Genomic DNA, 24,198 nt, shown 5'->3' with positions numbered 1-24,198 from the left:
TTCGTCGGGGGTTTGCTCGCAGCACTTTCCACCCTATGTCAGACCGACTCTCGCTCTACCGGCCCTTGACTCCGGGCGATTCGCGCGGTCATCATTCGGCGGCGCGCGCGATGTCGGCCAGCTGCGAGCGGCTGAGCCTTACCCCGACGCCCTGAACGAGCTCCTCGACGTGCTGCGATGCGTACGCGTTGACGATGGGCGCCGTGACGAGCTTCTGCGAGAGCAGCCACGCCACCGCGACGGCCGCGTCGGGCACGCTGAGCTCGGTGCCGATCGCATCGAGGGCCCGGAGCGTGCGGCTCCCGCGCCGGTTGAGGCTCGCCGCGATCTGGGCTCCGCGTACCGAGAGGTTCGTGCGCGTGCGCGCCCGATGCCGCCCGGAGAGGAATCCGTGCTCCAGGGCGTGCGAGGGCGTGACGGCCATCGCCTGGGCGCCTGCGACGAGCCGCAGGTCGGCGTCGAAGTCGTTCCTGCGAAGCACGTTGAAGGGCACGTCGAGCACCATGATGCGCGGGAACCCGGCCGATGCGAGGATGCGCGCCTCGACGAGCTGAGCTGCGCTGTAGCCGACCGCTCCCAGGGCACGCACCTTCCCGGCCTCGACGAGCCACTCTGCCGTGGCGAGAGTGTCTTCGAGCGCCGTCGCGGAATCGACTCCGGCGTCAAGGTAGAGCACGTCGATGCGGTCGGTGCGCAGCCGAGTGAGCGATGCCTCGACCGCGCGCACGAGGTTCACCGGGCCGAGCCCCGGGTTGTCGGGGTGGCCACCGATGCGCACCGAGAGCACGATGTCGTCGCGGAGTCCGCGCGAGTGCAGCCACTGCCCGATGATGTGCTCGCTGCGACCGCCGGAGAAGCTGTCGGCGGTGTGGACGGCGTTTCCCCCCAGCTCGGCGTACGTATCGAGGATGTCGTGGCTCGACTCGAGGTCGACGTTCCAGCCGAACTCGGCGCCGCCGATCATGAGCGGGAAGATCTCGAAGCCGGTTTCGCCGAATGCGACCCGCACGTTCTGCCCGACACCCGGACCCTGCACCGGGATCGGGGCGGACGGGTGGGCGGGCGGGATGCTCGCGGCATCCGGGCTCGGCAGAATCGAGTTCGGCGATGATGCCGCCGAGCCGACACCGAAGAAAGTCATGTCCCACCCCCCACGTCGGTCCCCTGAGAACCGCCGTGTGTCGTATTGTGCGCACCCCCCGGGGCGCATTACGAGAATAGGCCCGGAGTGTCAAGGTTCCGGACATTGCGGCATCCAGTCGGTAAACATTCCATAACGCTCTTGTCACGGAACATTTCCGTCACCGGCGCGGTGCGAGGTGCAGACCGCCCACAACGACGGTTGCCCGCCCCCTCGATGCGAGGGGACGGGCAACCGGACAGTGCGGTGCGAGCCGCGGAATCAGCCTTCGGCCGGAGCCTCGGGGCCCTGGCTGGCCGCCGCGCGACCCTCCGTGTCCGCAGGCTCTTCGACAACGGGCTCCAGCGAGAGCTTGCCGCGGTCGTCGATCTTCGTGATCTTCACCAGGATCTTCTGGCCGACCGAGAGCACGTCTTCGACGTTCTCCACGCGCTTGCCACCGGCGAGCTTGCGGACCTCGCTGACGTGCAGCAGTCCGTCCTTGCCGGGCAGGAGCGAGATGAACGCACCGAATGTCGCGATCTTCACGACGGTGCCCAGGAACTGCTCGCCGATCTCGGGGTTGGTCGGGTTGGCGATCGCGTTCACCTGCGCGCGTGCCGCCTCGGCCGCGGGGCCGTCGGTCGCGCCGATGTAGACGGTGCCGTCCTCTTCGATCGAGATCTGCGCACCGGTCTCGTCCTGGATGGCGTTGATCGTCTTGCCCTTGGGCCCGATCAGCTCACCGATCTTGTCGACCGGGATCTGGAGGCTGATCACGCGGGGCGCAGTCGGTGCCATCTCGTCGGGGCCGTCGATCGCCGCGGTCAGCACGCCGAGGATCGTGAGGCGGGCCTCATGAGCCTGCTGCAGCGCGGCCGTCAGCACCGACGACGGGATGCCGTCGAGCTTGGTGTCGAGCTGGATCGCCGTGACGAACTCGCTCGTACCGGCGACCTTGAAGTCCATGTCACCCAGAGCGTCTTCGGCGCCGAGGATGTCGGTCAGCGCCGCATAGCGGGTCTGACCCTCGAACTGGTCGGAGACCAGGCCCATCGCGATGCCGGCGACGGGGGCGCGCAGCGGCACACCCGCGTTCAGCAGCGACAGGGTCGACGCGCAGACCGAGCCCATCGACGTCGACCCGTTGGAGCCGAGCGCCTCGGAGACCTGACGGATCGCGTAGGGGAACTCCTCGCGGCTGGGCAGCACCGGCACGAGCGCGCGCTCGGCCAGGAAGCCGTGACCGATCTCGCGGCGCTTGGGGCTTCCCACTCGACCGGTCTCACCGGTGGAGTACGGCGGGAAGTTGTAGTGGTGCATGTAGCGCTTGTGCGTCACCGGCGACAGCGAATCGATCTGCTGCTCCATCTTGAGCATGTTTAGCGTGGTGACACCCAGGATCTGGGTCTCGCCGCGCTGGAAGATCGCCGAGCCGTGCACGCGCGGGATGACCTGCACCTCTGCGTCCAGTGGGCGGATGTCGGCAAGTCCGCGGCCATCCATGCGCACACCCTCGGCGAGGATGCGACCGCGGACGATCACCTTGGTCACCGATTTGTACGCGGCGGAGAACTCGAGCGTCGCCACGGCCGGCAGTTCGCCGGCTTCGACGGCGGCAAGGAGCTCTGCCTTGACAGCATCCTTCAGCTCGTCATCGGCGTTCTGGCGCTGGATCTTGTCGGCGATCTGGTAGATCGGCACGAGCTTGTCGTACGCGCGGCCGGCGACGAAGTCGTAGGTCTGCTGGCTGTAGGGCAGGAAGACCGGGAACTCCTTGATGGGCTTGGCCGCGGTGCTGGCGACCGCGTTCTGCGCGGCGACGAGCTGCGTGATGAACGGCTTCGAGGCCTCGAGGCCCTCGGCCACGACCTGCTCGTTGGGCTTGACGGCGCCCGCCTTGATGAGGTTCCAGCTGCCTTCGGTGGCCTCGGCCTCGACCATCATGATCGCGACATCCTCGTTGCCGTCGGCATCCGTGATGACACGACCGGCGACGATGAGGTCGAAGACGGCCTCCTCGAGCTGCGTGACGGTCGGGAACGCGATCCACTGGTCGGCGTGGTCGCCGTGACCCGGGATGAGCGCGAGGCGCACACCCGCGATCGGACCCGAGAACGGCAGACCCGAGATCTGGGTCGACAGCGATGCGGCGTTGATCGCGAGCGCGTCGTAGAACTCGCCCGGAGCGATCGAGAGCACGGTGACGACGATCTGGACCTCGTTGCGGAGGCCGTCGACGAACGACGGGCGCAGCGGACGGTCGATCAGACGGCACACCAGGATCGCCTCGGTCGAGGGGCGACCCTCACGACGGAAGAACGAGCCGGGGATCTTGCCTGCGGCGTACGAGCGCTCTTCGACGTCGACGGTCAGCGGGAAGAAGTCGAACCCTTCGCGAGGGTGCTTGCCGGCGCTGGTGGCCGACAGGAGCATCGTCTCCTCGTCGAGGTATGCAGCAACCGCTCCCTGCGCCTGCTGCGCGAGGCGGCCGGTTTCGAAGCGGATCGTGCGGGTGCCGAATCGTCCATTGTCCAGGACGGCTTCGGCGGCGGTGATTTCAGGACCTTCCAAGAGGTCTCCTCTTTCCTTCTTTGGACCTTCCCCTGCCCGGGGAGGGCCTATTTGACTCGCACGCCCGTGTGGCGAGCGAGTTCATGCGAAGGAGCAGGAACAGGCAGATATCGGCGCGCGCGAATTCTGCGCGAGGTGTGTGCCAGCGCTGGCCACCAGTAGAAACCCACCCGGCGCGATGCGAAGAATCCTTCGACGACGGGGAGACCACCACAGGGGACCAGCTTCCTGCCGGCCTGCTCCGTGAGCTCATTTTCAATTGAGCGGATGCCCGAGGGCAACCCGCCCAAGCCTATCAGCGGGAGCCAGCCGTGACCCTGCATGCCGTATCGGTTTCACGACGCGCGGCCTACCCTTATCCCATGCGTCACTTCCTGCACATGCGTCACATCGCGCGCGGTGCCGGCATGGCGGCGGCCGTTATCGTGGTGGTGGCCCTCGTCACCTGCCCGTCGGTCTTCGCCGATGACTCCCCCACGGCCCCGGCGTATCCCACCTGGGCGGATGTCGCGACGGCGATGGAGAGTGAAGAGGCCAAGGCCGCCGAAGTCGCGACGGTGGAGGCCGCGCTGCAGACGGCCCAGGCCGATGCTGCCGCCAAGTCGCAGGCCGCCCTCGATGCCGCGAGCGTCGCCGACCAGGCCCGCAGAGCCCTGGATGCCGCGACGGTCACCGAGCAGAGTCTCGCCGCGCAGGCGGCGCAGGCCGGTACGACCTCCGCCGATGCCGAGACGACCCTCGCGCGCCTCGCAGCCACGCGGTACCGAAACGAATCGGGTGGCCCGCTGACTCTGCGGCTGCTGACGACGACCGACCCGGACGGACTGCTCGATCGCCTCGGCCTGCTCGAGCGCGTGTCATCGACGTGGGACGCGGTCGCTCGGGATGCCGTCACCACCGCGAACCTCGCCACATCGCTGCACGACCAGTCGGTGGCGGCGGAGAAGGCGCGGGTGCAGCTCAGTCAGGCGGCTGACACCACCGCCGCCGCCGCGCGGGAGACCGCCGCGAGCGCTCAGGCCGCCGTGGCCACCACGCAGCGGAACGTGGGGACGCTGTATGCGCAGCTGGCGATGCTGAAAGACTCGACGGCCGACGTGGAGCGACAGCACGAGGTGGGCGTCCAGGTCGCGGCGCAGGCCGCCGCCCAGGAACAGGCCCGGCAGGCGGCCGCCGCCGCCGCTGCCGCCGCGGCCGACTCGTCCGACGGCTGGTCCGACGGCTCGAGCTACCCGTCGACCGACGGCGTCACCGCCGATCCGCAGGCGGCGCAGGCGTACGCGCGGGGTGCGATCGGCGGCTACGGCTGGGACTCCGGCCAGTTCTCGTGTCTGGTGTCGCTGTGGAACATGGAGTCGGGATGGCGCGCAGACGCCTTGAACGACTCGAGCGGCGCGTACGGCATCCCGCAGGCGCTCCCCGCCAGCAAGCTCGCCGCGGTGGGCGCGGACTGGCGGACGAATGCCGACACTCAGATCGACTGGGGACTCGCGTACATCAGCGATCGCTACGGCAGCCCGTGCGGGGCGTGGGACCACGAGATGAGCGAAGACCCGCACTGGTACTGAGGGTCCGATCGCCTTCGTACCTGTGCTCGGGCACCGTCCCGCGCTTAAGCTGGTGACATGAGCACCGAAGACAAGGCCACAGACGCCGCATCCGAAGAGATGAAGCGCAAATTCAAAGAGGCGCTCGACAAGAAGAACGCCAAGCACCGCGACGGCGAAGCGCACCTGGACGGCGATTCGGTCGTCCACCAGTCGCACGGCCCCGCCGGCACCAAGCGCGAATTCCGCCGCAAGAGCGGCTGAGCACCGCGCCACCGACGACGAAACGCGCGCCGCATGAGATGCGACGGGCGTTTCGTGGATCTTCAGCTCTGCAGCACCCGGGCCTGAGCTCGACGCTCCTTCGCCTCGGCCTCGGCGATCGCCGCCTCTTCGAGACCCTGCGTGCCGACAGCATCCTTCGCGCTCGACATCCCGTCGTGATCGTCGCCCGAGAGCGTCGTCTCGTCGAACGGTCGCTCGCCGCGCATCACGGCGCGGGCCTGTTCGGCGTCGAACTGCCGCGTCCAGGTGCCGATCAGCACGGTGGCGACCGCGTTGCCCGTGAAGTTCGTGATCGCCCGGCCTTCGGACATGAACCGATCGATGCCGACGATGACGCCGACGCCGTTCACCAGGTCGGGCCGGTAAGCCTGCAGACCACCGGCGAGGGTAGCGAACCCGGCACCGGTGACACCGGCGGCACCCTTGGAGGCGATCACCATGAAGACCAGGAGCCCGATCTGCTCCGGGATCGACATCGGCGTGCCCATCCCGGCGGCGATGAACAGCGACGCCATCGTGAGGTAGATCGCCGTGCCGTCGAGGTTGAACGAATAGCCGGTGGGCACGGTGATGCCCACGACCGGCTTTGCGACGCCGAAGTGCTCCATCTTGGCGATGAGTCGCGGCAGCGCCGACTCGGACGACGAGGTGCCGACGATCAGCAGGTACTCGCGAGCGAGGTATTTCATGAGGCCGAAGATGTTGATGCGTGCGACCGCGTAGAGCAGCGTGCCGAGGATCCCGAAGATGAACACCGCACACGTGATGTAGAACGCGATCATCAGCACCCCGAGGCTCACGATGGCCGCGAAGCCCGTCTTGCCGACGACCGCCGCGATCGCTCCGAAGGCGCCGAGGGGTGCGAGCCACAGGATCATGCCGAGGATGCGGAAGACCAGCGCCTGCAGGTTCTTCACCGCGTTCATGATCGGCTCGCCCTTGGCCCCCATCTGCTGCAGCGCGAAGCCCACCAGGAGAGCGATGAACAGCACCTGGAGCACGCTCTCGCCGGTAAAGGCGGAGAAGAACGTGGTCGGGATGATCCCGAGGATGAACTCCTGCGTGGTCTTGGCCTCGGTCGCCGAGCCGGCGTCGTAGGTGGAGCTCGTCATGTTGAGCCCCTCACCCGGGTGGATGAGGTTGCCGACCACGAGGCCGATCGCCAGCGCGAACGTCGTCATGACCATGAAGTAGAGCAGCGCGAGACCGCCGATCTTGCCGACGGTCGCCGCCTTGGCGATCGACCCGACCCCCACCACGATCGTGCAGAAGATGATCGGCGCGATCATCATCTTTATGAGGGCGACGAACCCCTTGCCGACGGGCTCGAGCGCCACACCGACCGAGGGCCAGATCAGCCCGATCGAGGCTCCGAGCACGACGGCGATGATCACCGCGACGTACAGCCAGGTGTGCTTGTCCCACGCCGTCTTGCCCCGGCGCCAGTGGTAGCCCGGGAGCTTGAAGCTCTGGGTTCGCGGAATCTGAAGAGCCATCGTTGCCTCCGAAAGAGTCGAAAATTCGCTGTCCTCCGGTCCGCCGTCTCGGCGCCCGGTCTGCCTAGACTGTGGGGCACGACGGCGGCACCCACCGGGTTGCGGTCGTATTGGTCATGACCCACGCGAGGACGCGGATGGCGACAGCGAAGCGACACGCGAGCGCAGCATCCCGGGTCTTCATCGCCTTCCTCGGGGCGGTCGTGGTCATCACCGCGCTGCTGGTGGTACTGCTCACGTTCCAGGCGCAGGCGACCGAGCGGGCCGAAGCCGAGGCCGTCACCCTCGCCGTCGCCCGCACGATCGCCGAGATGCCCGAGGTCGCACAGGCCGTGACGAGGGGGTCGGATGCCTCGGCTACGACCGAGCTTCAGCCCATCGCCGCGCGGGTCATGGATGAGACCCCCATCGACTTCGTCACGATCATGACCACCGGCGGGATCCGTCTGACGCATGCCGACCCGGCCGAAATCGGCAAGCCGTACCTCGGCACGATCGAACCGGGGGTTCAGGGCCGCGAGCTGACGGAGGAGGCGGTCGGCACCCTCGGGCCGTCGCTGCGCTCGGTCGTGCCGATCGAGGCCGACGGCAAGGTGGTGGCGCTCGTGTCGGCCGGGATCACTCTGGGCAGCGTCGGGAGCGGCGTTGTGCGCCAGGTCCCGTTCGTGATCGCCGTGGCCGCCGCCCTCGCCGCGATCGGCCTGCTGGCGGCATGGTTCGCCGGGCGGTTCACCCGGCGAATCGCCGGAGACCTCCCGGCGAGCACCGTGCGGGACGCCGTCTCGTCGTACGAGTCTGTGCGCACGCTCGGCGAGGCCCTACGTGCACAGACCCATGAACACGGCAACAGGATGCACACCGCCGTTGCTCTGATGGAGCTCGGGCGCACCGACGAGGCGATCGAGCTGCTGACCGAGACCGCCCGGTCGAGCCAGTACCTCGTCGACCGAGTGGTGGCGCGCGACGGCGATCCGACCGTGGCGGCGCTGCTCCTCGGCAAAGCCGCGCAGGCGACGGAGCGCGGCGTGGAATGGACGGTCGACATGCAGCCCGCGATCCCCCGCACAGCCCTCGGCGCCGTGGACGCCGTGTCTCTCGTCGGCAACCTGGTCGACAACGCGATCGACGCCGCCGCCACCGGTCCGGAGCCGCGGTGGGTGCGCGTGGGCATGGCCCAGGCATCCGACGGCCGGATCGTCCTGACCTTCAGTGACAGCGGCCAGGGCGTCGCGGTAGAGATCAGGGAGCGCATCTTCGAGCACGGCTTCAGCACGAAACCCGCCGGCGCCGATGGCCGCGGTGTGGGACTCGCCCTCGTCCGCGCGATCACCGATGCGGCGGGCGGCACCCTCGAGCTGACCGCCGACCCCACCACCTTCCGAGTGCAGCTGCCGGCGCGGGGGGCTCAATGAATGGGGGCACAGTGATCAACGTCCTCATCGTCGACGATGAACGCCTCACTCGCGAGCTCCACGGCGAGTACGTCGGTCGGATGCCCGGGTTCCGGGTCGTGGCGGAATGCGCGAGCGCGCGCGCGGCCCTGACTGCCGCGCTCGAGACGCCCCCGGCGGACGGGATCGATCTGGTGCTGCTGGACATGACGATGCCCGATGGGCACGGCCTCGACGTGGCGCGGCACATCCGCGCCCACGCGGCCGCCGTCGACATCATCGCGATCACCGGTGTGCGGGATGCGGAGGTCGTGCGGGCCGCGGTGGGCCTGGGCGTCGTGCAGTATCTCGTCAAGCCGTTCCCGTTCGCGACCTTCCGCGAACGGCTCGAGCAGTACGCGCAATACCGTCGGCGGATCAGCGACGCGGCGGGCCCGGCGACGCAGTCCGAGATCGACGTCCTGCTCGGATCGTTTCGGCCGCCGACGCCCGCAGCCCTGCCCAAAGGACTGTCGAGCACCACCCTCGAACTCGTGATCGGCGCCCTCCGCAGCGCTGCGCACGACGGCGCGGCACTGTCGGCCGCGGAGACGGCGGAGCGGCTCGGGATGTCACGGGTCGCCGCCCGTCGTTACCTCGAGCATCTCGCCGCAACCGGTCGGGTGGATCGCACGCCGCGGTACGGCACCCCTGGGCGACCGCAGACCGAGTACTCCTGGCTGCGCTGAGCCGAATGCGGTCGGCGTCAGGCGTCGGTGCGGCGCTTCGTGGCCTTGGGTCGCAGCTCCACCCAGCCGGCGTGCTTCGCGCTGAGCCCGTCGCCGGCCGTACGTCCGGCGAGGCGGCGCATCATCCAGGGCAGCGCGTGGTGGCTCAGCCAGACGCCCCACGAGAGTCCGGCCACCGGTGGTTCGACATCGGCGTGCAGCGCAGCATCCAGACTTCCCAGCGCCTCGGCGTCCGGCACACCCAGCACCTCAGCGGCACGGTAGGCGAGGAAGCGGTGGCCGACGGTCTGCAGGTGCACGCGGTCCTGCGCCCACATGTCGAGGCCTCCGAGAGCGGGCAGCGCCTCGACGTCGAGGAGGATCGCCCCGGTGTCGGCGGCGACGCGCCGCAGTTCGGAGGCGAAGGCGGAGAACTTCCGCGCGAGGATCACCCTCGCCGCCATCCGGCGCGGGAGGAACGGGGTGACCAGGAGAACGTCGCAGCCTGCCGCGCGGAGCGTGCGGACGCCGCCCTCCAGTTGCCGCGCCAGCGCGATCGGGTCGGCCCCGACGCGGACCAGGTCGTTCGCGCCGATCAGGACCGATACGAGGTCGGGGCCCAGGGTGATCGCCGCCGGGATCTGCTCGCGCAGCACATCGGCGATCTTGCGGCTGCGCACCGCGAGGTTCGCGAAGCGGAAGCGTTCGCCTCCCTGCCGTGCATACGCCAGCAGCAGAGCGAGCCGGTCGGCCCATCCGCGGTAGTCGCCGGTGGGAACGCGCGATGCGTCGCACAGACCCTCGGTGACCGAATCGCCGAGGGCGACGTAGCGCGCCCAACGCGGTGAGTGTGCGACGGATGCTGCCGCCGGCCGCGACGGCATGACAGGCCGGGTCGCGGCCCGCGCGAGGAGGGCATCGTCGATGGGACGCAGCATCCGCGCCTCTTCGTAGTGGCCGACGAGCTGGCGCCCCAGCGCCTCCCAGGTGCGATCCCGGACCGATTCGCGCGCCGCGAGCCGGAACGATCGGCGCTTGGCCTCGTCGCCGGCGAGGTCGGCGACGCGCGCGCGCAGGTCGGCGAGATCGCCCGGGCGGTAGAGCCACCCGTCGATGCTGCTGCGAACGAGGTCGACCGGGCCGCCGCGGCCGGTCGCGACGACGGGAACGCCGCTGGAGAGCGCCTCCTGCACCGTCTGGCAGAACGTCTCGCTCTCGCCCGGGTGCACGAACACGTCGAAGCTGGCGAGGGTCGTCGCCAGTTCGTCACCGCCGAGGAACCCGGTGAAGATCGCGCGCGGCAGGAGGGTCTCGAGTCGTGCGCGCGAAGGTCCGTCGCCGACGATGACGAGGCGCACCCCCGGCAGGTCGGCGAGCGCGGCGAGGTCTTCGACCTGCTTCTCGGGGGCGAGACGCCCGACGTACCCGACCAGGATCTCGCCCGGAGCGACCTCGTCGCGCCAACGCTCGCTGCGGCGCTCGGGAGCGAAACGCTCCGAGTCGACCCCTCGACCCCAGCGGCGCACCCTGTCGATGCCGAGGGCTTCGAGTTGCGCCGTGGCGGGGCTCGACGGCGCGAGCGTCAGGGTGGCGCGACGGTGGAGGCGCGCGACGTGGCGCGAGACGAGCGGCGCCATCCCTGGCAGGCCGTACCGCTCGGCGTAGGCGGCGACATCGGTCTGGTAGACGGCCACCGAGGGCACCCCCAGAGCATCGGCGGTGGCGACGCCCTGCCAGCCGAGCACGAAGGGCGAGGCGAGGTGGATGACATCCGGCCGGAACTCGCGCAGCACCCGGCCGAGGTAGGCGGTGCGCGCGAACGCGACGCGCACCTCGGGGTAGGACGGAAGGGGTACGGAGCGCAGCATCGAGGTGCGCGCGCCGTGGACGATCGCACCGTCACCGACGCCCGGGGCGATCACTAGGGCTTCGTGGCCTTCGCGCTCGAGATGCCTGAGCACCTGGAGCACCGATCCGGTGACACCGTTCATGTGGGGAAGGAAGGACTCGGCCATCAGCGCGACTCTCACATGTCCAGGGTGAAGCCCGGCGCACCGTGCGAGGCCGCGAAACGACACGCCGGATCGAGTGTTCACCGAATGCACGTCGGCAGGCCACCGTGCGTCTTCCCGGATGTCGGGCAAGCGGCGGGATGCTGGCCTCAACGATGATCGATGACGCCCTGTCGGCTCTCGCCGCGAGCGCCGCCGCCCTCCCCATATTGTTCCTGCTCGTCCTCGGCGACGCCTTCCTCGTGGTGATCCCGGGCGAGACGGCCGTGACCGCGTACGCCGCACTCGCGGTGTCGCAGGGTCAACCGCCGCTCGTCGCGGTGATCGTCGTCGCTGCCGCCGCGGCGCTCCTCGGCGACATCATCTGCTACTCGATCGGGCGGCGCGTCGGACTCGATCGGTGGGGATGGATGCGGCGACCCCGCGTCGTCGCGGCATTCGCGTGGGCGCGGCGGCGCCTTGACCGCAGCACCGCGGCGGTGCTGTTCAGCGCCCGCTTCATCCCGTTCGGGCGCCTGGCGGTCAATCTGACCGCCGGCGCCAGCCGGGTGCCCGCCCCCCGCTACGTTCTCTTCGCGTCAGGTGCGGCGCTGGTGTGGGCCCTCTACCAGGCGTTCATCGGCGCGCTGGTGGCCCGGCTGCTGCCCGGCTCGACGCTCCTAGCCGTGGTGATCTCGATCGTGGTCGCCCTGGTGTTCGGCCTCATCCTCGACGCGGTGCTCACCCGCCGCTGGCGACCGAAACCGAAGCCCGGATCTCCCGGGGAGTGGGAGGGTTGATCCATGGAAGATCTCATCGAACTCGACGGCGTCGGCGCCTACCGTGCCGCACCCGCCGACTCCCCGCGCGGTGGCATCGTGCTGATCCACGAGATCTGGGGGCTGGTCCCGCACATCCGCGATGTCGCCGACCGCCTCGCCGCAGAAGGCTATGTGGTGCTCGCGCCCGATCTGCTCAGCGATGTCGGCGTCACGCCCGAGTTCGGCGAAGAGATCCAGGCGATGCTCGCCGATCCCGACGAGGAGCGCCGCTCGGCCGCCCAGCCACTGCTGCGGGCAGCCCTCGCCCCGACCCGGGTCCCCGACTTCGCCCACAGCGCCGTCGCGAAGCTCCGCACGGCCGTCGATGCGGTCACCCAGGAGCCGGGTGTGGACGGCCGCATCGCGGTCATCGGGTTCTGCTTCGGCGGCAGCTACGCGTTCGCGCTGGCCGCGGCCGACGACAGGGTCCGCGCGGCGATCCCGTTCTACGGGCAGGCTCCCGACGCCGACACCATCGCACAGATCGAGAGTCCGGTGCTGGCCCTCTACGGCCAGCACGACCCCGCCCTGATCGACGCCCTGCCCGAGGTGCGCGCGACGATGGCGGCGGCGGGGGTCGACTTCACCCCCGTCGTGTATCCCGACGCCGGCCACGCGTTCTTCAACGACTCGAACGCGCAGAGGTACGAGCCAGACGCGGCAGCGGACGCGTGGGCGCGCGTACTGCTGTTCCTGTCCGAGAAGCTCGGCTGAGCGAGAAGCCCATGACCGATCCCGGCGGCTACGACGCCGAATTCCTGGGCACCGCGCTGCCGCTCCCCCGCCCGAGCGACGATCGCCCCACGACCGTGCTCGCGTACCCGCATTTCTCCGTGACGCTCGACCCGGCTCGCCGGCTCGCGGTGGCGACGGGAGTGAACATCGACGGCGCGACGGTCCGCGATCTCGCGCGCACCGGCAGGTGGGATTTCGACCCGCGCATTCCCGCCGATCAGCAGACCGGACCGACGGTGTACGCCGACAACGACCTCGACCGCGGCCATCTCGTGCGCCGGCGCGACCCGGGGTGGGGCGACCCCGCGACGGCCAAGCGTGCGACCGATGCGACGTTCGTCTTCACGAACGCGGCGCCCCAGGCATCCGGATTCAATCAGTCCGCAGAGCTCTGGCTCGGGCTCGAAGACCACGTGCTCGGGTATGCGCAGGCCCAGGGCGCGCGGATCAGCGTCTTCACCGCGCCAGTGCTCGCCGTCGACGACCCGCCCTATCGCGGCATCCTCGTCCCGCGCAGGTTCTGGAAGATCGCGGCGTGGGCGACCGGCGTGCCGTCGGCGCCGCTGGCCGCCGCGGGGTTCGTGCTCGACCAGTCGGACCTGATCGACGCGACCGTGCGGAAGGGCGTCGCGGTCGCCCCGCTCGGGGGGTTCCGCACGTTCCAGGTGCCGATCGCCGACATCGAGGCCGAAGCCGGTGTGGAGGTCGGCGTGCTGGCCGAGGCCGATGTCCTCGGAGTCCACGCGGCACGCGCCCTCGAGTGGGTCGAGCTGCGCACAGCCTCCGACATCCGCCTCTAGTCGGGATTCGTTGGTCGCGGGACCACCGGCGAGAGCCGGCCGAGCGGTACGCGCGCGCCCTGAGGGCCGGAAGGCGCGCGTCTGTATTCGAGGAACCGACCCCGTAGGGCGGTGAGTCCGCCGACGATTCCGCCGGGCAGCAGCTTCATCAGCACAACGAGAAGAATGCCCTCGATGAGCAGGCTCAGCGTCGGGAACTCCTTGAGCTGCACAGTGAAGCCGTAGTAGATCACCACCGCGCCGATCGGCGGCCCCCAGACGCTCCCGAGCCCGCCGACGATCGCCATGATGATGAAGAGGATCGACCAGTTGAGGCTGAAGCTCGAGTAGGGCTCGATGGTGATCTGCTGGAGGGAGATCACCGCCCCGACGGCCGCGGTAAGCACGCCCGAGATGGTGACCGCGGCGAGCTTCAGACGGAACGGCGAGAGGCCGAGGCCGTCGGCGACATCCTCGTCATCCCGCACCGCCATCAGGCGAAGCCCGAAGACACTGTGGAAGGTGGCGATCGCGGAGCCCAGCGCGATCACGGCGATGATCAGAGCCATGACGTAGAGCTCTTCGCGACGCGGAATCACCGCGATCGGGGCGCTGATCCCCGTCGCCGCTTCGGTGAAGTCCCAGTTGATCATCCACGTGAACGCCGCGAGGGCCACCGCCATCGAGCCGATGACGAAGTACGCCTCGCGCAGCCGGAACAGGATGCCGCCCATGATCACCGCGAGGATTCCGCCCCCGGCCGCGGCGACGAGCAATGTGGGGATGACGCCCCAGTGCAGGTTGCGCAGGATCATCACCGTCACGAAACCGCCCGCGCCGATGAAGGCGGAGTTGGCCAGCGAGAACTGCCCGGCGAACCCGCCGATGATGTTCCACGCGGTTGCGGCGGCGACGTACAGCAGCAATGTCGTGAAGAGGTCGACCTGGAACCGGCTGAGCGTGGGGAGGAGGAGGAAGGCCGACACGCCGAGCACGACCAGCGCCGACGACGAGCCGATCACATTCATTTTGCGCGGCCGCGGGCCGACGATCGTCCGCAGAACGGTACCCGGATTCATTTCGCTTCCTTCAGTACGAGGCGTTCCGCGCGCATCCCCTGGATGCCGCTGACGACGCGATGGAGTGTGGGCTTGACCAGGAGCACCACGAGGAACGCCGCGTAGATGAGGAAGTCGCGATACTCCGAGCCGACGATGGCGCTGCCCACGCTCTGGATCAGGCCGAGCGCCAGGCCGCCCCACAGGGCGCCCATCACGTTGCCGATGCCGCCCAGGACGACGACGGTGAAGCCGATCAGCACGAAGGAGAACCCGGTAGTGGTGGGAGTGAAGCCGTAGCCGATACCGATGAGCACGCCGGCGACAGCAGCGAATGCGGCGGCGGCGGCGAAGGTCACTGCATACAGGCGGTTGACGTTGATGCCCATCGTCGCCGCCGTCTGCGGGTCGCTGGATGCCGCGCGCAGCGCCGCTCCGTACCTGCTCCGCTTCATCCACAGATTCACTGCGACCACCAGCACGACTCCGATCACGAAGGCGATGACATCCGATACGCGTACCGTCACGCCGAAGAGGTTCATACCCTGCAGGGCATACGGCGCCGCGAGCGATTGCGCGTTGCCGGTGAAGGCGAGCACGAGCGCCGCGCTGATCAGCAGCGAGATGCCGAACGTCGCGACGATGGGCGGTTCTTCACCCTTGCGGAGCAGGCCGGTGAGCACGTAGCGCTGCACCGGATAGGCGATCAAGAACATGAGGGGAACGACCGCGACGAGCGAGACGAGCGGGTCCCATCCCAGCACCGTCACCACGAGCATCGACGCATATGCCCCCAGCACGATGATGTCGCCATGGGCGATGTTCACCAGGCGCATCACACCGAATACCAGCGTGAGGCCGAGTGCGACTATCGCGTACAGGCCACCGACCAGCACGCCTGACAGGATCACACTGCCGTCGATCATGATCGTTCCTCCTCAGTCCTCGGGGCGATTCCAGAGCCGGCGTTACTGCAGGCCCTGGACCGGAACTGCGAGCGTGCCGTGATCGGCGAACTTCGGGTCGACGGGCACCATCTTGTCGCCCTGCCACTGCCCGTGGAACGCCTCGATCGTCGAGTAGTGCTGATCGTTGAATTTGATGTGACCCCAGGCATAGTCGGCGTCGGTCTTGCCGATCGCCTCGTTGATCGCATCCGGATCGGTCGATCCGGCCGTCGCGATCGCATCCAGGAGCACCTTGGCGACGCTCTGCGCCGCTACCAGAGCCGACATGTCGCCGTTCTCGCCGATCGTGTCGCCGAACTCCTTGATGAGGCGCTGGGCGTCTGCGTTATCAGTGTGCTCGGAGGCGTCCCAGTAGTTCGTCGACAGCGTGCCCTCGGCAACCGGCCCGAGCGCCTTCTGCCAGGCGGAGGTGGCGCCGCACTTCTCGCAGTAGGCGAGCTTGGGCACGAACGCCAGCGCCTTCATCTGCTTCCAGAGTGCAAATGCGTCGGGCGGGTTCATCTGCGTGATCACGATCTCGGCGCCGGCAGCCTTCGCGTCGTTGATGAACGAGGTGTACTCCGTCGTTCCGACCGGGAACTCCGCGTGTGTCACGACCTCGTAGCCGAGCTTCGGCGCGTTGGCCTCCCACAGCTGGCCCATGACGATGCCGTCCTGGCCGCTGTCGGTGAACAGCGCGACCTTCTTGTTGGTCTCGGTGAGATCAGAGGTGGTGAACTGGGTCTGGGTCATCTGGTCTTCGGTGAAGAACACGTCCCAGGCGTATTTCCAGCCATCCGTGTTGCCTGCCAGCCACGCCCGCACCGGCGTGAGGCCGGTGATCATCGGGATGCGCTCGACATCGGCCACGTTGGAGACGGGCACGGTGTTGGGCGGGCTGACCGAGCCCAGCAACGCGATCGCACCCTCATCGAGAATCAGGCTGCGGGCGTTGTCACCCGAGGCGGTGGAATCCGACTTACCGTCCTGGACGACGAGCTTCACCTGGTGGAGTTCGCCATCGATCAGGATGCCGCCGGCGTCATTGACCTGCTTCACGGCATCCTCGTAGCCATCCTGGATCAGTGGGCCGAAGCCGGCCAACGCGCCGGACATCGGAATGGATGCCCCGATCACGATGGGGTCGCCTTGCTTTGCCGGTTCGGACGAGCCAGCGGACGTGTTGGCGCTGCAGCCGACCAGCACCAGTGCTGACGCGGCCACGATCGCCATAGCGGATCGTTTCATGGGTCACTTCTTTCTTCTCTGTTGTGTCGCGCAGGGCGACGATGCGGGTGGATGCTGGATCAGGTGCCCAGATATGCCTCGAGGAGCTGTTCCTTGCCGAGCGCACGCGGAGGGCCGTCGTAGACGACGCGCCCGCGCGAGAGGAGATAGGCGTGGGAAGCCACAGCGAGGCTGCGGTCGGTGTCCTGCTCGACCAGGAGCATGCTCGTGTGGGTTTTGGCCACCTGCTCCAGGGCGAGGTAGATCTCGTCGGCGACCTTCGGAGACAGCCCCAGCGTCACCTCGTCGCAGAGCAGGAGCAGCGGCTTGGCCATGAGGGCACGGCCGATCGCGACCATCTGCTGCTGCCCACCCGACATGGTGGTCGCCACCTGCTTCGCGCGATCTTTCAGGACGGGAAAGATGTCGAAGACCATCGCCTTGAGGTCGTCGCGTTCGGCGCGGGGCACGCGAAATCCGCCGAGTTCCAGATTCTCGGTCACGGTCAAGCCGACGAAGAGCCGACGGCCCTCTTGGCAGTGCGCGATCCGCGCTGTCGCCCGGTGGAAGGCCGGCACGCTCGTGATGTCCTCTCCCTGCCAGAGCACCCGTCCGCTGGAGGCGGGAAGCAGCCCGCTGATCACCTGGGTGAGCGAGGTCTTGCCCGCGCCATTGGCTCCGAGGACGGTGACGATTTCGCCGGGACGGACGCTTATCGAGATGTCGGTCAGCGCCACGATCGCGCCACGCCGCGCCGATACCGACTCGAGCGTGAGGCCATCGCGCGACTGCCCGGGCACCGCGCCGGTCTCGCGCGCCTCGCGGTCCACGGCCGCCGTTGTGCTGGCGACCCGGCCCGAGCCGAGGTAGATGCGCCCCACCTCCTCATTTGCGGTGACCTCGGCCGGCGTGCCCTCAGCGATCAGAGAACCCCAGTTCAGCACGATGACCCTGTCGGCCAGGTCGTGCACGACCTTCTGGACATGCTCCACGATCATCAGCGAGGTGCCATGCCGGTGGATCTCGGCGATCAGCGCGATCGCTTCGTCGAGGTCGCTGGCATTCAAGCCCGCGCTCACCTCGTCCAGGAGAAGCAGCTTCGGCTCGGTTCCCAGCGCCCGCGCCACCTCTAGCCGCTTCAGGTCCAGGAGGGGCAGCTTGCTCGCAGGGCGATCGCGTTTGCTGGCGAGCCCCGTCAGATCGAGGATCTCATTCAGGCGCTCGGCATGTGAGACGGTGCGGCGCGCGTTACCGGCGGCGAGGCCGACCCGGATGTTGTCGGCAACGCTCAGCGAACGGAGAGGCTTCGGAACCTGGCGGGCCAGCGCCACACCGCGCCGCGCGAGGGAGTGAGCCGTCTTGCCGTCTACCCGACCGCTGCCGTCGAGCGCGATGGCTCCGCGAGTGGGAGCATCCTGCCCCGCGATCAGTCGCAGAAGGGTGCTCTTCCCGGCCCCATTGGGGCCGATGACCGCGAGCTTCTCGCCCGCACGGACCTCGAAACTCACGTCGCTCAGCGCGGTGACCCCGCCGAATCGACGCGTGAGGTGGCTCACCGCGAGGATGTCTCCCGACCCGTCTGACATGTCGACCCTTCACAGCATTGTGAATGCGTTGCATTATTGTGAATCCGTTGCGTCATAGTACATAGACTCTCGGCGCAGCACAATGGGCGGTCGGCACCGCGCACACCCCCCTAGCGCGCGGCGCAAGTCTTGGCTAGCATCTTCAGTGAACGACTTCACCATTAGTGAATGATCAATGGAGATCTCATGGCTGCCACCCTCATCAACGTGTTCATCGTCCCGAAGGACAAGCACGAAGAGTTCCTCGCCGAGTGGAAGATCACGGCGGAGCACTACCGCACCAGCGGATCGGGTCTGATCGAGACGCACCTGCACCGCAACACCGACATCGGCAACGACACGTTCAGCTACGTGAACATCGCTCGGTGGGAGAGCGGACAGCACTGGAAGGACTCACACGCGGAGTACGTGCCGGGCGAGTACAGCATCCCGGGAGTCAAGGGTCACCCGTCGATATTCGAGTGCATCGTCAACGGCTACTCGGGCGTGGCGGACGGAGTGGTGAAAGATCACTGGATCGCATCCCAACCCTCGGGCGAGTTCGAACTCCGACCGCACGGGAGCGAAGAAACCCCCGCAACAGAAGGAGCCCGACGATGAGCGATTCCACGACACCCCCCGCCTCGACGCCGGTGACGGTGTCGAAGATCGGCTACGTGGGCTTCGAGACCCTCGACGTAGATCGGATGGTCGACTACTACACGAAGGTGCTGGATTTCGTGCTCGTCGAGCGCACCAACGGCGAGGCTTTCCTGACAACCGGCTTCGACCACCACGCCGTGGTCATCCAGCAGGGGCAGACCAAAGCCCGCAGTTTCGTCGGCTACGAGGTCTGGGGAGACCTTGCCGATGCGCAACGCCGTCTCAGGGACGCAGGCTACGCGGTCGAGCGTCGCAGCGATCTCGCTCCATCGATCCCCGCCGTGCTGGTGCTCGAGGAGCCGGGCACCGGCGTGCCGATCCACCTCTATGACGCGCAGGCGTCGAGCGGCGTCGAGGGGTACACCCCGCTCCGGCCCACCAAGCTCGGCCACGTCGCGGCGTTCACTCCCGACCTGAAACCGTCACAGGACTTCTACCAGGACCTGCTCGGATTCAAGTGGTCTGACACCATCGGAGACTTCTTCGTCTTCCTGCGCTGCAACGCCGATCACCACGCCGCCAACTTCATGGCCTCCAAAACGCGCGAGGGGATGCATCACATCGCGTACGAGATGCGCGACCTGAACCATCTGCAGACCATGCTCGATCATCTCGCGAAGAACAACTACCGTCTGGAATGGGGGCCAGGACGCCACGGTGCGGGACACAATATCTTCACCTACCACCAAGACCCCGACGGCAACGACATCGAGCTGTTCACTCAGATCGACATGATCCACGACGAGTCCAAGGGCTACTTCGAGCCGCGTCCGTGGCACGAGGACTTCCCGCAGTATCCGAAGACCTGGGAGGTCGACCTCATCGCGGTCAACAGCTGGGGTCCGATCAACCCGGACAAGCTCGTCCACTGAACAACTCGCAGGCTGATGACCGGGGAGCTGACCGGCTGCCCCTCGCAACGTAGCTGGGAAAGGTCCACCATGCGCACGGCTCCTTGGCTTCTCGTGCAATTCGTCACGGTCGGCGACGATCGCCCTATCGCCGGCATCCGAGTCCACGACGCCATCCACGCCCTCCCTTCCGGCTGGCCGCAGACGGTGCTCGAGCTGCTGGATGACTGGTCGGTCTGGCAGAGCCGGCTGCGCGCCCTCGACCCGGAATCGCTCAGCGCCGTGCACGACGCCCGGCTGGTCGCGCCGATCACCTATCCGCGCAAGGTGCTCTGCGCGGGAGCCAACTACTACGACCACGCCGAGGAGATGGGGACTGAGACACCGGATCCGACGGCGGCACCATTCTTCTTCCTCAAGCCCCCCACGACGACCATCGTCGGGCCCTCGGCGGACGTGGAACTGCCCGCGCGGTCCGGCGCCAACGTCGATTGGGAAGCCGAGCTCGGAGTCGTCATCGCCGACCGCTGCAAGAGCGTGCCGCTCGAGGAGGCACGCTCTCACGTGGCGGGCTATCTGGTCGCGAACGACCTGTCTGCGCGCGGTCTGTTCTCGCGGCCCGGCGCGGTCTTCCCCCCGTTCGCCTGGGACTGGCTCGCGCACAAGGGCCTCGACGGCTTCTGTCCGGTGGGTCCGGGGATCGTGCCATGGTGGTTCCTCGAAGACGCCGACCACCTGCGATTGACGCTCACGGTGAACGGCGTGACCACGCAGGACTCGAACACCTCCAACCTGGTCGTCGGTATCGACGGTCTGATCTCGGGGGCGAGCGAGCTCATCACCCTCGAACCGGGCGACCTCATCCTCACCGGCACACCCGCCGGGGTCGGAATGCCCAAGGGCACGTTCCTCAGCGCCGGGGACGTCGTCGCGGTGCAGATCGAGGGCATCGGGCGTATCGAGAACAGGATGGTAGCGGCATGACCGACTCATCGGCGATTTCCTGGCCGGAGGCCGGCCCCGTGCCGCCCTCCATGCGGGCGGTGACCTTCAGCGAGTTCGGGGGGCCCGAGGTGCTCACCCTCGGCGAGGTCGAAACACCCGAGCCCCAGGCCGGAGAAGTGCTCGTCAGGGTGGCTGCCGTCGCCGTGGGCCGCACCCTGGATCTCGCGGCCCGTGCCGGTCTCGAGCCGTTCGCCTCGGCCGTGACCTTGCCGCACATCCTGGGCGCCGAGCATGCGGGAACCGTCGCGGCCGTCGGCGAGGGGGTAACGGGATTGGCGCTGGGCGACCACGTGGCGACGTTCCCGGTCTACAACGCTTTCGAAGACGAATACACCCGCAGCGGCCACTCGGAGGTCTCGCCGGGTGTGCGCATGATCGGCACCCACCGGCCCGGAGCATACGCGCAGTACGTCGCCGTGCCCGCGAGCAATGTGCGCATCGTGCCGGCCGACGTCGATCCAGCGGAGGCCGTCGCGGTGATACTCGCCGGAGCGGTGGCGATGAACCAGTTCGTGCGGGTGGGCGGCATCCATGAGGGCTCGCGCGTGGTCGTACCGGGCGCAACGAGCGCCCTGGGCTCCACCACCGCGCTGCTCGCGAAGCATCTCGGGGCGACGGTGGTCGTCACCTCGCGTGACGAGGCCAAACGCGCGCGGCTGCGCGAACTCGGCTTCGAGCACGTGCTCAGCACCCACGACGAGGACTTCGCCGACCAGGTGCGCACCGCATTCGGCGGTCTCGGCGCACAGCTCATCGTCGACAACCTCGGTTTGGAGGAGACCTGGCGGCGCTGCTTCGACGCCCTCGCGCCCGGGGGAACGGTGGTGACATCCGGCGCGTTCCTCGGGCTGGAGGTGCCGATCAACGTGCGGCGCCTCTACCTGCTATCCCAGCGGGTGGTCGGCGTGCGCACCGGCAACCTGGCATCGGTGGACCTGGCCTGGGCGGAACTGAGCGCAGGGTTTCGTGCCCAGATCGACCGCACCTTCCCACTTGAAGACGCAGCGCACGCCCACCGCTACGTTGCGTCGTCAGAGAACGTCGGCCGCGTCATCCTGACGATCGGATAGTGGGCGTCGCCGACCGAGCCACGTCGCCGAGTTCACGCGAGATCGATTCCGTCGTCTCCAGCATCTTCTGCTGCACGCTCGCGACCTCGCTCTCGTCCATCTCTTCGCGAGGGAAGACCACGGTCATCGCGAGTGGCAATGCATCTGAGGCGGCGAAGATCGGTGCCGAGATCGAAGAGATGCCCGGGATGACGCCTCCGGTGGTGAGCGCGAGGCCGCGGGCGCGCACGTCCCGCACGATCTCTGCGATGTCGGCGGTGCCGAGTGGGAGGCTTGCCGCGGCGCCGAGATTGGCCTGAACGGCAGCGGCCGTCATTCGTTCGGGAAGGTACGCGAGAAACACGCGGCCCGCCGATGAGGTGAACAGCGGCAGTGTCGCCCCGACCCGGACGCTCAGCGAGAGGGCGTGCGACCCGTAATCCCAGCGAACGACGACAGGCCCTTCATCGGACCACACGGTCAGGTTGACGGAATGACCCGTGGCGTCGCGAAGGAGCGGAGCGTACTCGGATGCTGTCGCCACCTCATTGGTGCGCCGCAGCGCTTCGGCTCCGAGCCGGCGCATCGACGGACCGAGGTCGTAGAGGCCGGAGCCGGGGGCCTGCGAGGCCAGACCGATTCGGGTGAGACTCACCAGATAGCGGTGCACCTTGCTCGGCTGCAGCGCGCTGCGCGCTGCGATATCGCTGAGCGACATCGGACCGCCGCCATGCTCGAGAGCTTCCAGCACCGTCATAGCGATCTCGACCGACTGGATGCCCTGCCGCATGCCGGCCTGAGGGCTCACCGCATCGTTCTCCTCCACCCGCACCCATCTCCCTGCCCGGCTCGATTCACCGCTGTGCAGAGTCTAGGACGGCCGAATCGCCCTTCTTCGCCAGGTCGGTGTGCAATTCGTCGAGCACGATGGCGGCGCTCGACGAAACTGTCGCGGTGGCGTAGACGTAGAAGTCCGGACGCACGACGACGGCCTTCACGTCGTTCTGTGAGAACCAGGCCGTGTACACGCCGTCGGCATCGACAAGCAGGTCCCGGGGCCCCAAAGCCTCGGGGAAGCGTCCGACGCCGGCTCGGATCTCGCCGCGCTCGTCGCGCTCGAGTATCGCCCAGCCGTAGCCCAGCACCTCGTCGAACAGGCCGCGACGGCCACCCACCTCGATGACTCCCTGCGGGAAGAGCGCCCCGCTCGCCGGGGAATCAGTGTGAAGCCCAGGTCCGATTCCGGGAAAGCGGATCTTCTCGGGCGTCTTTCGCAGTCGGCGGTTCTCGAGGTACAGGCGGTCGCGCTCCGTGGCCGCCTCGACGTCCCTGGTCGTCTGCACCCGGCCGAGTTCCATGCCCTTGCGGATCACGGCCTCCACGTGCGGTTCGCGTTCGGGCTGATAGCTGTCGAGCAGTTCATTTCCCGCCCGACCGGAGAGCACGAGGTCGAGCTTGAACGCCAGATTCTGCGCATCCCGGATCCCCGAGCACATGCCCTGACCGAGGAAGGGCGGCATCTGGTGGGCGGCATCCCCGGCGAGCAGGATCCGGCCGTGGCGCCAGGTGTCGGAGAGGATCGAGCGGAAGGTGTAGGTGGCCACCCTGATGAGTTCGGCGTCGGCCGGATGCAGGTACTTCGCCACCCGCCTCCAGACCTGATCGGGCGCGCTCTCTGCGGCGAAATCGGCCTCGGAGTCGAGCATGAAGCTGAAGCGATGATGCGTGGGGCCCAGCGAAATGATCGAGATGGGTTGCGCGGGGTCGCAGACCTGGCGGGCCATGGGGAGGTCGGGCTGCCCCGTGAGCGTGAAGTCGCAGACCATCCACGGCTCCGAGAAGCCGAGATCGGTCGTCCCGATGCCCAGCGCCTTCCTGGTGAAGCTGTTGCCGCCATCACAGGCGACGACATAGTCGGCGCGGATCGATCCGAGTTCGGTCTGCACCGTCACGCCGTCGGCATCCTGCTCGTATCCGGTCACGGGGTGGTCGAAACGCACCTCGACGGTGCCGCTCCGTCGGCACGTGCGGTCGAGGGCATCCTCGAGGTCGGGCTGGTACATCATGTACCACTCCGCCCATCCGCTGCGCCCGACGCGGTCGAACGCGTGCTGGATGAGGGTTTCGCCCGAGCCGTTCTGCCAGTCGTAGCTCTCCTGCACGTGCAGCTTCGGCAGCAACTCGTCGGAGATCCCGAGTTTGGCGAAAGTGCGCATCGTTTCATCGTCGAAGATGGCGGCGCGGGGCAGGTTGTAGAGGCCCGCGTAGCGCTCGAGCACGACGACTTTATAGCCGGCTCGGCCGAGCAACGCTGCGGTGGTCATGCCCACCGGCCCGTACCCCACGACCGCGATGTCGAAGTTCTCGGTCACAGTTCTCCCTCGATC

General features: G+C 68.1%; 21 protein-coding genes. 11 read left to right on the top strand and 10 right to left on the bottom strand.

What is annotated here, in order from left to right:
* Window positions 1-91 precede the first annotated feature (91 nt).
* Together ACFE6Z_RS06720 and ACFE6Z_RS06715 are read right to left on the bottom strand one after the other, a co-directional pair.
* Window positions 92-1,141, bottom strand: coding sequence for an aldo/keto reductase (locus ACFE6Z_RS06720; RefSeq protein WP_375384932.1), 1,050 nt, complete (start codon window positions 1,139-1,141; stop codon window positions 92-94).
* Window positions 1,142-1,402: 261 nt separating this feature from the next.
* A complete protein-coding gene (locus ACFE6Z_RS06715; RefSeq protein WP_375384931.1) occupies window positions 1,403-3,694 on the bottom strand; it encodes a polyribonucleotide nucleotidyltransferase in 2,292 nt (763 codons plus the stop codon).
* Between the two features lie 362 nt (window positions 3,695-4,056).
* Between ACFE6Z_RS06715 and ACFE6Z_RS06710 the strand changes: the two genes are divergently transcribed.
* Entirely contained in the window at window positions 4,057-5,262 is a 1,206-nt protein-coding gene (locus ACFE6Z_RS06710) for a hypothetical protein (protein ID WP_375384930.1), read from the top strand.
* A 57-nt stretch (window positions 5,263-5,319) separates the two neighbouring features.
* Entirely contained in the window at window positions 5,320-5,505 is a 186-nt protein-coding gene (locus ACFE6Z_RS06705) for a DUF5302 domain-containing protein (RefSeq protein ID WP_375384929.1), read from the top strand.
* A gap of 62 nt (window positions 5,506-5,567) precedes the next feature.
* On the opposite strand, the gene ACFE6Z_RS06700 is transcribed toward ACFE6Z_RS06705, so the two are convergent.
* Window positions 5,568-7,010: a cation:dicarboxylate symporter family transporter gene (locus ACFE6Z_RS06700; protein WP_375385008.1), complete on the bottom strand. Its 1,443-nt coding sequence runs from the start codon at window positions 7,008-7,010 to the stop codon at window positions 5,568-5,570.
* A 149-nt stretch (window positions 7,011-7,159) separates the two neighbouring features.
* Here ACFE6Z_RS06700 and ACFE6Z_RS06695 point away from each other — a divergent pair, with 149 nt between their 5' ends.
* Together ACFE6Z_RS06695 and ACFE6Z_RS06690 are read left to right on the top strand one after the other, a co-directional pair.
* Complete coding sequence (locus ACFE6Z_RS06695) at window positions 7,160-8,434, top strand: ATP-binding protein (protein ID WP_375384928.1); 1,275 nt, start codon at window positions 7,160-7,162, stop codon at window positions 8,432-8,434.
* 11 nt (window positions 8,435-8,445) lie between these two features.
* Window positions 8,446-9,141 (top strand): response regulator, encoded by a 696-nt coding sequence (locus ACFE6Z_RS06690; RefSeq protein ID WP_375384927.1) that lies wholly within the window; start codon window positions 8,446-8,448, stop codon window positions 9,139-9,141.
* Window positions 9,142-9,158: 17 nt separating this feature from the next.
* Here the strand turns inward: ACFE6Z_RS06690 and ACFE6Z_RS06685 are convergent, their stop codons facing one another.
* Window positions 9,159-11,135 (bottom strand): glycosyltransferase, encoded by a 1,977-nt coding sequence (locus ACFE6Z_RS06685; RefSeq protein WP_375384926.1) that lies wholly within the window; start codon window positions 11,133-11,135, stop codon window positions 9,159-9,161.
* Between the two features lie 137 nt (window positions 11,136-11,272).
* Between ACFE6Z_RS06685 and ACFE6Z_RS06680 the strand changes: the two genes are divergently transcribed.
* Genes ACFE6Z_RS06680 through ACFE6Z_RS06670 form a run of 3 tightly spaced genes read left to right on the top strand, consistent with a single transcriptional unit; the run spans window position 11,273 to window position 13,467 of the window.
* The gene (locus ACFE6Z_RS06680) at window positions 11,273-11,911 is read left to right on the top strand and encodes a DedA family protein (RefSeq protein WP_375384925.1); all 639 of its coding nucleotides are present in this window, start codon (window positions 11,273-11,275) and stop codon (window positions 11,909-11,911) included.
* A gap of 3 nt (window positions 11,912-11,914) precedes the next feature.
* Window positions 11,915-12,646, top strand: coding sequence for a dienelactone hydrolase family protein (locus tag ACFE6Z_RS06675; protein WP_375384924.1), 732 nt, complete (start codon window positions 11,915-11,917; stop codon window positions 12,644-12,646).
* 11 nt (window positions 12,647-12,657) lie between these two features.
* On the top strand, window positions 12,658-13,467 hold the full coding sequence (locus ACFE6Z_RS06670) for a DNA/RNA non-specific endonuclease (protein WP_375384923.1): 810 nt from the start codon (window positions 12,658-12,660) through the stop codon (window positions 13,465-13,467).
* Here the strand turns inward: ACFE6Z_RS06670 and ACFE6Z_RS06665 are convergent.
* Genes ACFE6Z_RS06665 through ACFE6Z_RS06650 form a run of 4 tightly spaced genes read right to left on the bottom strand, consistent with a single transcriptional unit; the run spans window position 13,464 to window position 18,264 of the window.
* Complete coding sequence (locus ACFE6Z_RS06665) at window positions 13,464-14,525, bottom strand: branched-chain amino acid ABC transporter permease (protein ID WP_375384922.1); 1,062 nt, start codon at window positions 14,523-14,525, stop codon at window positions 13,464-13,466. The two genes, ACFE6Z_RS06670 and ACFE6Z_RS06665, sit on opposite strands and share 4 nt — an antisense overlap.
* On the bottom strand, window positions 14,522-15,430 hold the full coding sequence (locus ACFE6Z_RS06660) for a branched-chain amino acid ABC transporter permease (protein WP_375384921.1): 909 nt from the start codon (window positions 15,428-15,430) through the stop codon (window positions 14,522-14,524). Before ACFE6Z_RS06660 ends, ACFE6Z_RS06665 begins: the two co-directional genes overlap by 4 nt.
* 42 nt (window positions 15,431-15,472) lie before the next feature.
* On the bottom strand, window positions 15,473-16,699 hold the full coding sequence (locus ACFE6Z_RS06655; protein WP_375384920.1) for an ABC transporter substrate-binding protein: 1,227 nt from the start codon (window positions 16,697-16,699) through the stop codon (window positions 15,473-15,475).
* A gap of 59 nt (window positions 16,700-16,758) precedes the next feature.
* Entirely contained in the window at window positions 16,759-18,264 is a 1,506-nt protein-coding gene (locus ACFE6Z_RS06650; protein WP_375384919.1) for an ATP-binding cassette domain-containing protein, read from the bottom strand.
* A gap of 168 nt (window positions 18,265-18,432) precedes the next feature.
* On the opposite strand from ACFE6Z_RS06650, the gene ACFE6Z_RS06645 reads away from it, so the two are divergent.
* From ACFE6Z_RS06645 to ACFE6Z_RS06630, 4 genes are all read left to right on the top strand, one after another.
* Window positions 18,433-18,864 (top strand): antibiotic biosynthesis monooxygenase, encoded by a 432-nt coding sequence (locus tag ACFE6Z_RS06645; protein WP_375384918.1) that lies wholly within the window; start codon window positions 18,433-18,435, stop codon window positions 18,862-18,864.
* Window positions 18,861-19,778, top strand: a complete 918-nt coding sequence (locus ACFE6Z_RS06640) for a VOC family protein (RefSeq protein ID WP_375384917.1) — start codon at window positions 18,861-18,863, stop codon at window positions 19,776-19,778. Before ACFE6Z_RS06645 ends, ACFE6Z_RS06640 begins: the two co-directional genes overlap by 4 nt.
* 69 nt (window positions 19,779-19,847) lie before the next feature.
* Complete coding sequence (locus tag ACFE6Z_RS06635; protein WP_375384916.1) at window positions 19,848-20,741, top strand: fumarylacetoacetate hydrolase family protein; 894 nt, start codon at window positions 19,848-19,850, stop codon at window positions 20,739-20,741.
* A complete protein-coding gene (locus ACFE6Z_RS06630) occupies window positions 20,738-21,832 on the top strand; it encodes a zinc-binding alcohol dehydrogenase family protein (RefSeq protein WP_375384915.1) in 1,095 nt (364 codons plus the stop codon). The genes ACFE6Z_RS06635 and ACFE6Z_RS06630 overlap by 4 nt, the downstream gene beginning before the upstream one ends.
* On the opposite strand, the gene ACFE6Z_RS06625 is transcribed toward ACFE6Z_RS06630, so the two are convergent.
* Together ACFE6Z_RS06625 and ACFE6Z_RS06620 are read right to left on the bottom strand one after the other, a co-directional pair.
* Complete coding sequence (locus tag ACFE6Z_RS06625) at window positions 21,813-22,637, bottom strand: IclR family transcriptional regulator (RefSeq protein ID WP_375384914.1); 825 nt, start codon at window positions 22,635-22,637, stop codon at window positions 21,813-21,815. The genes ACFE6Z_RS06630 and ACFE6Z_RS06625 overlap by 20 nt on opposite strands.
* A gap of 28 nt (window positions 22,638-22,665) precedes the next feature.
* The gene (locus ACFE6Z_RS06620; protein WP_375384913.1) at window positions 22,666-24,183 is read right to left on the bottom strand and encodes a bifunctional 3-(3-hydroxy-phenyl)propionate/3-hydroxycinnamic acid hydroxylase; all 1,518 of its coding nucleotides are present in this window, start codon (window positions 24,181-24,183) and stop codon (window positions 22,666-22,668) included.
* Between the last annotated feature and the right edge of the window lie 15 nt (window positions 24,184-24,198).

The sequence above is a fragment of the uncultured Microbacterium sp. genome, assembly GCF_964244775.1.
Lineage (GTDB): Bacteria > Actinomycetota > Actinomycetes > Actinomycetales > Microbacteriaceae > Microbacterium.
The sequence above is the reverse complement of the archived record's forward strand: the minus strand, read 5'-3'. Positions and strand labels throughout refer to the sequence as shown.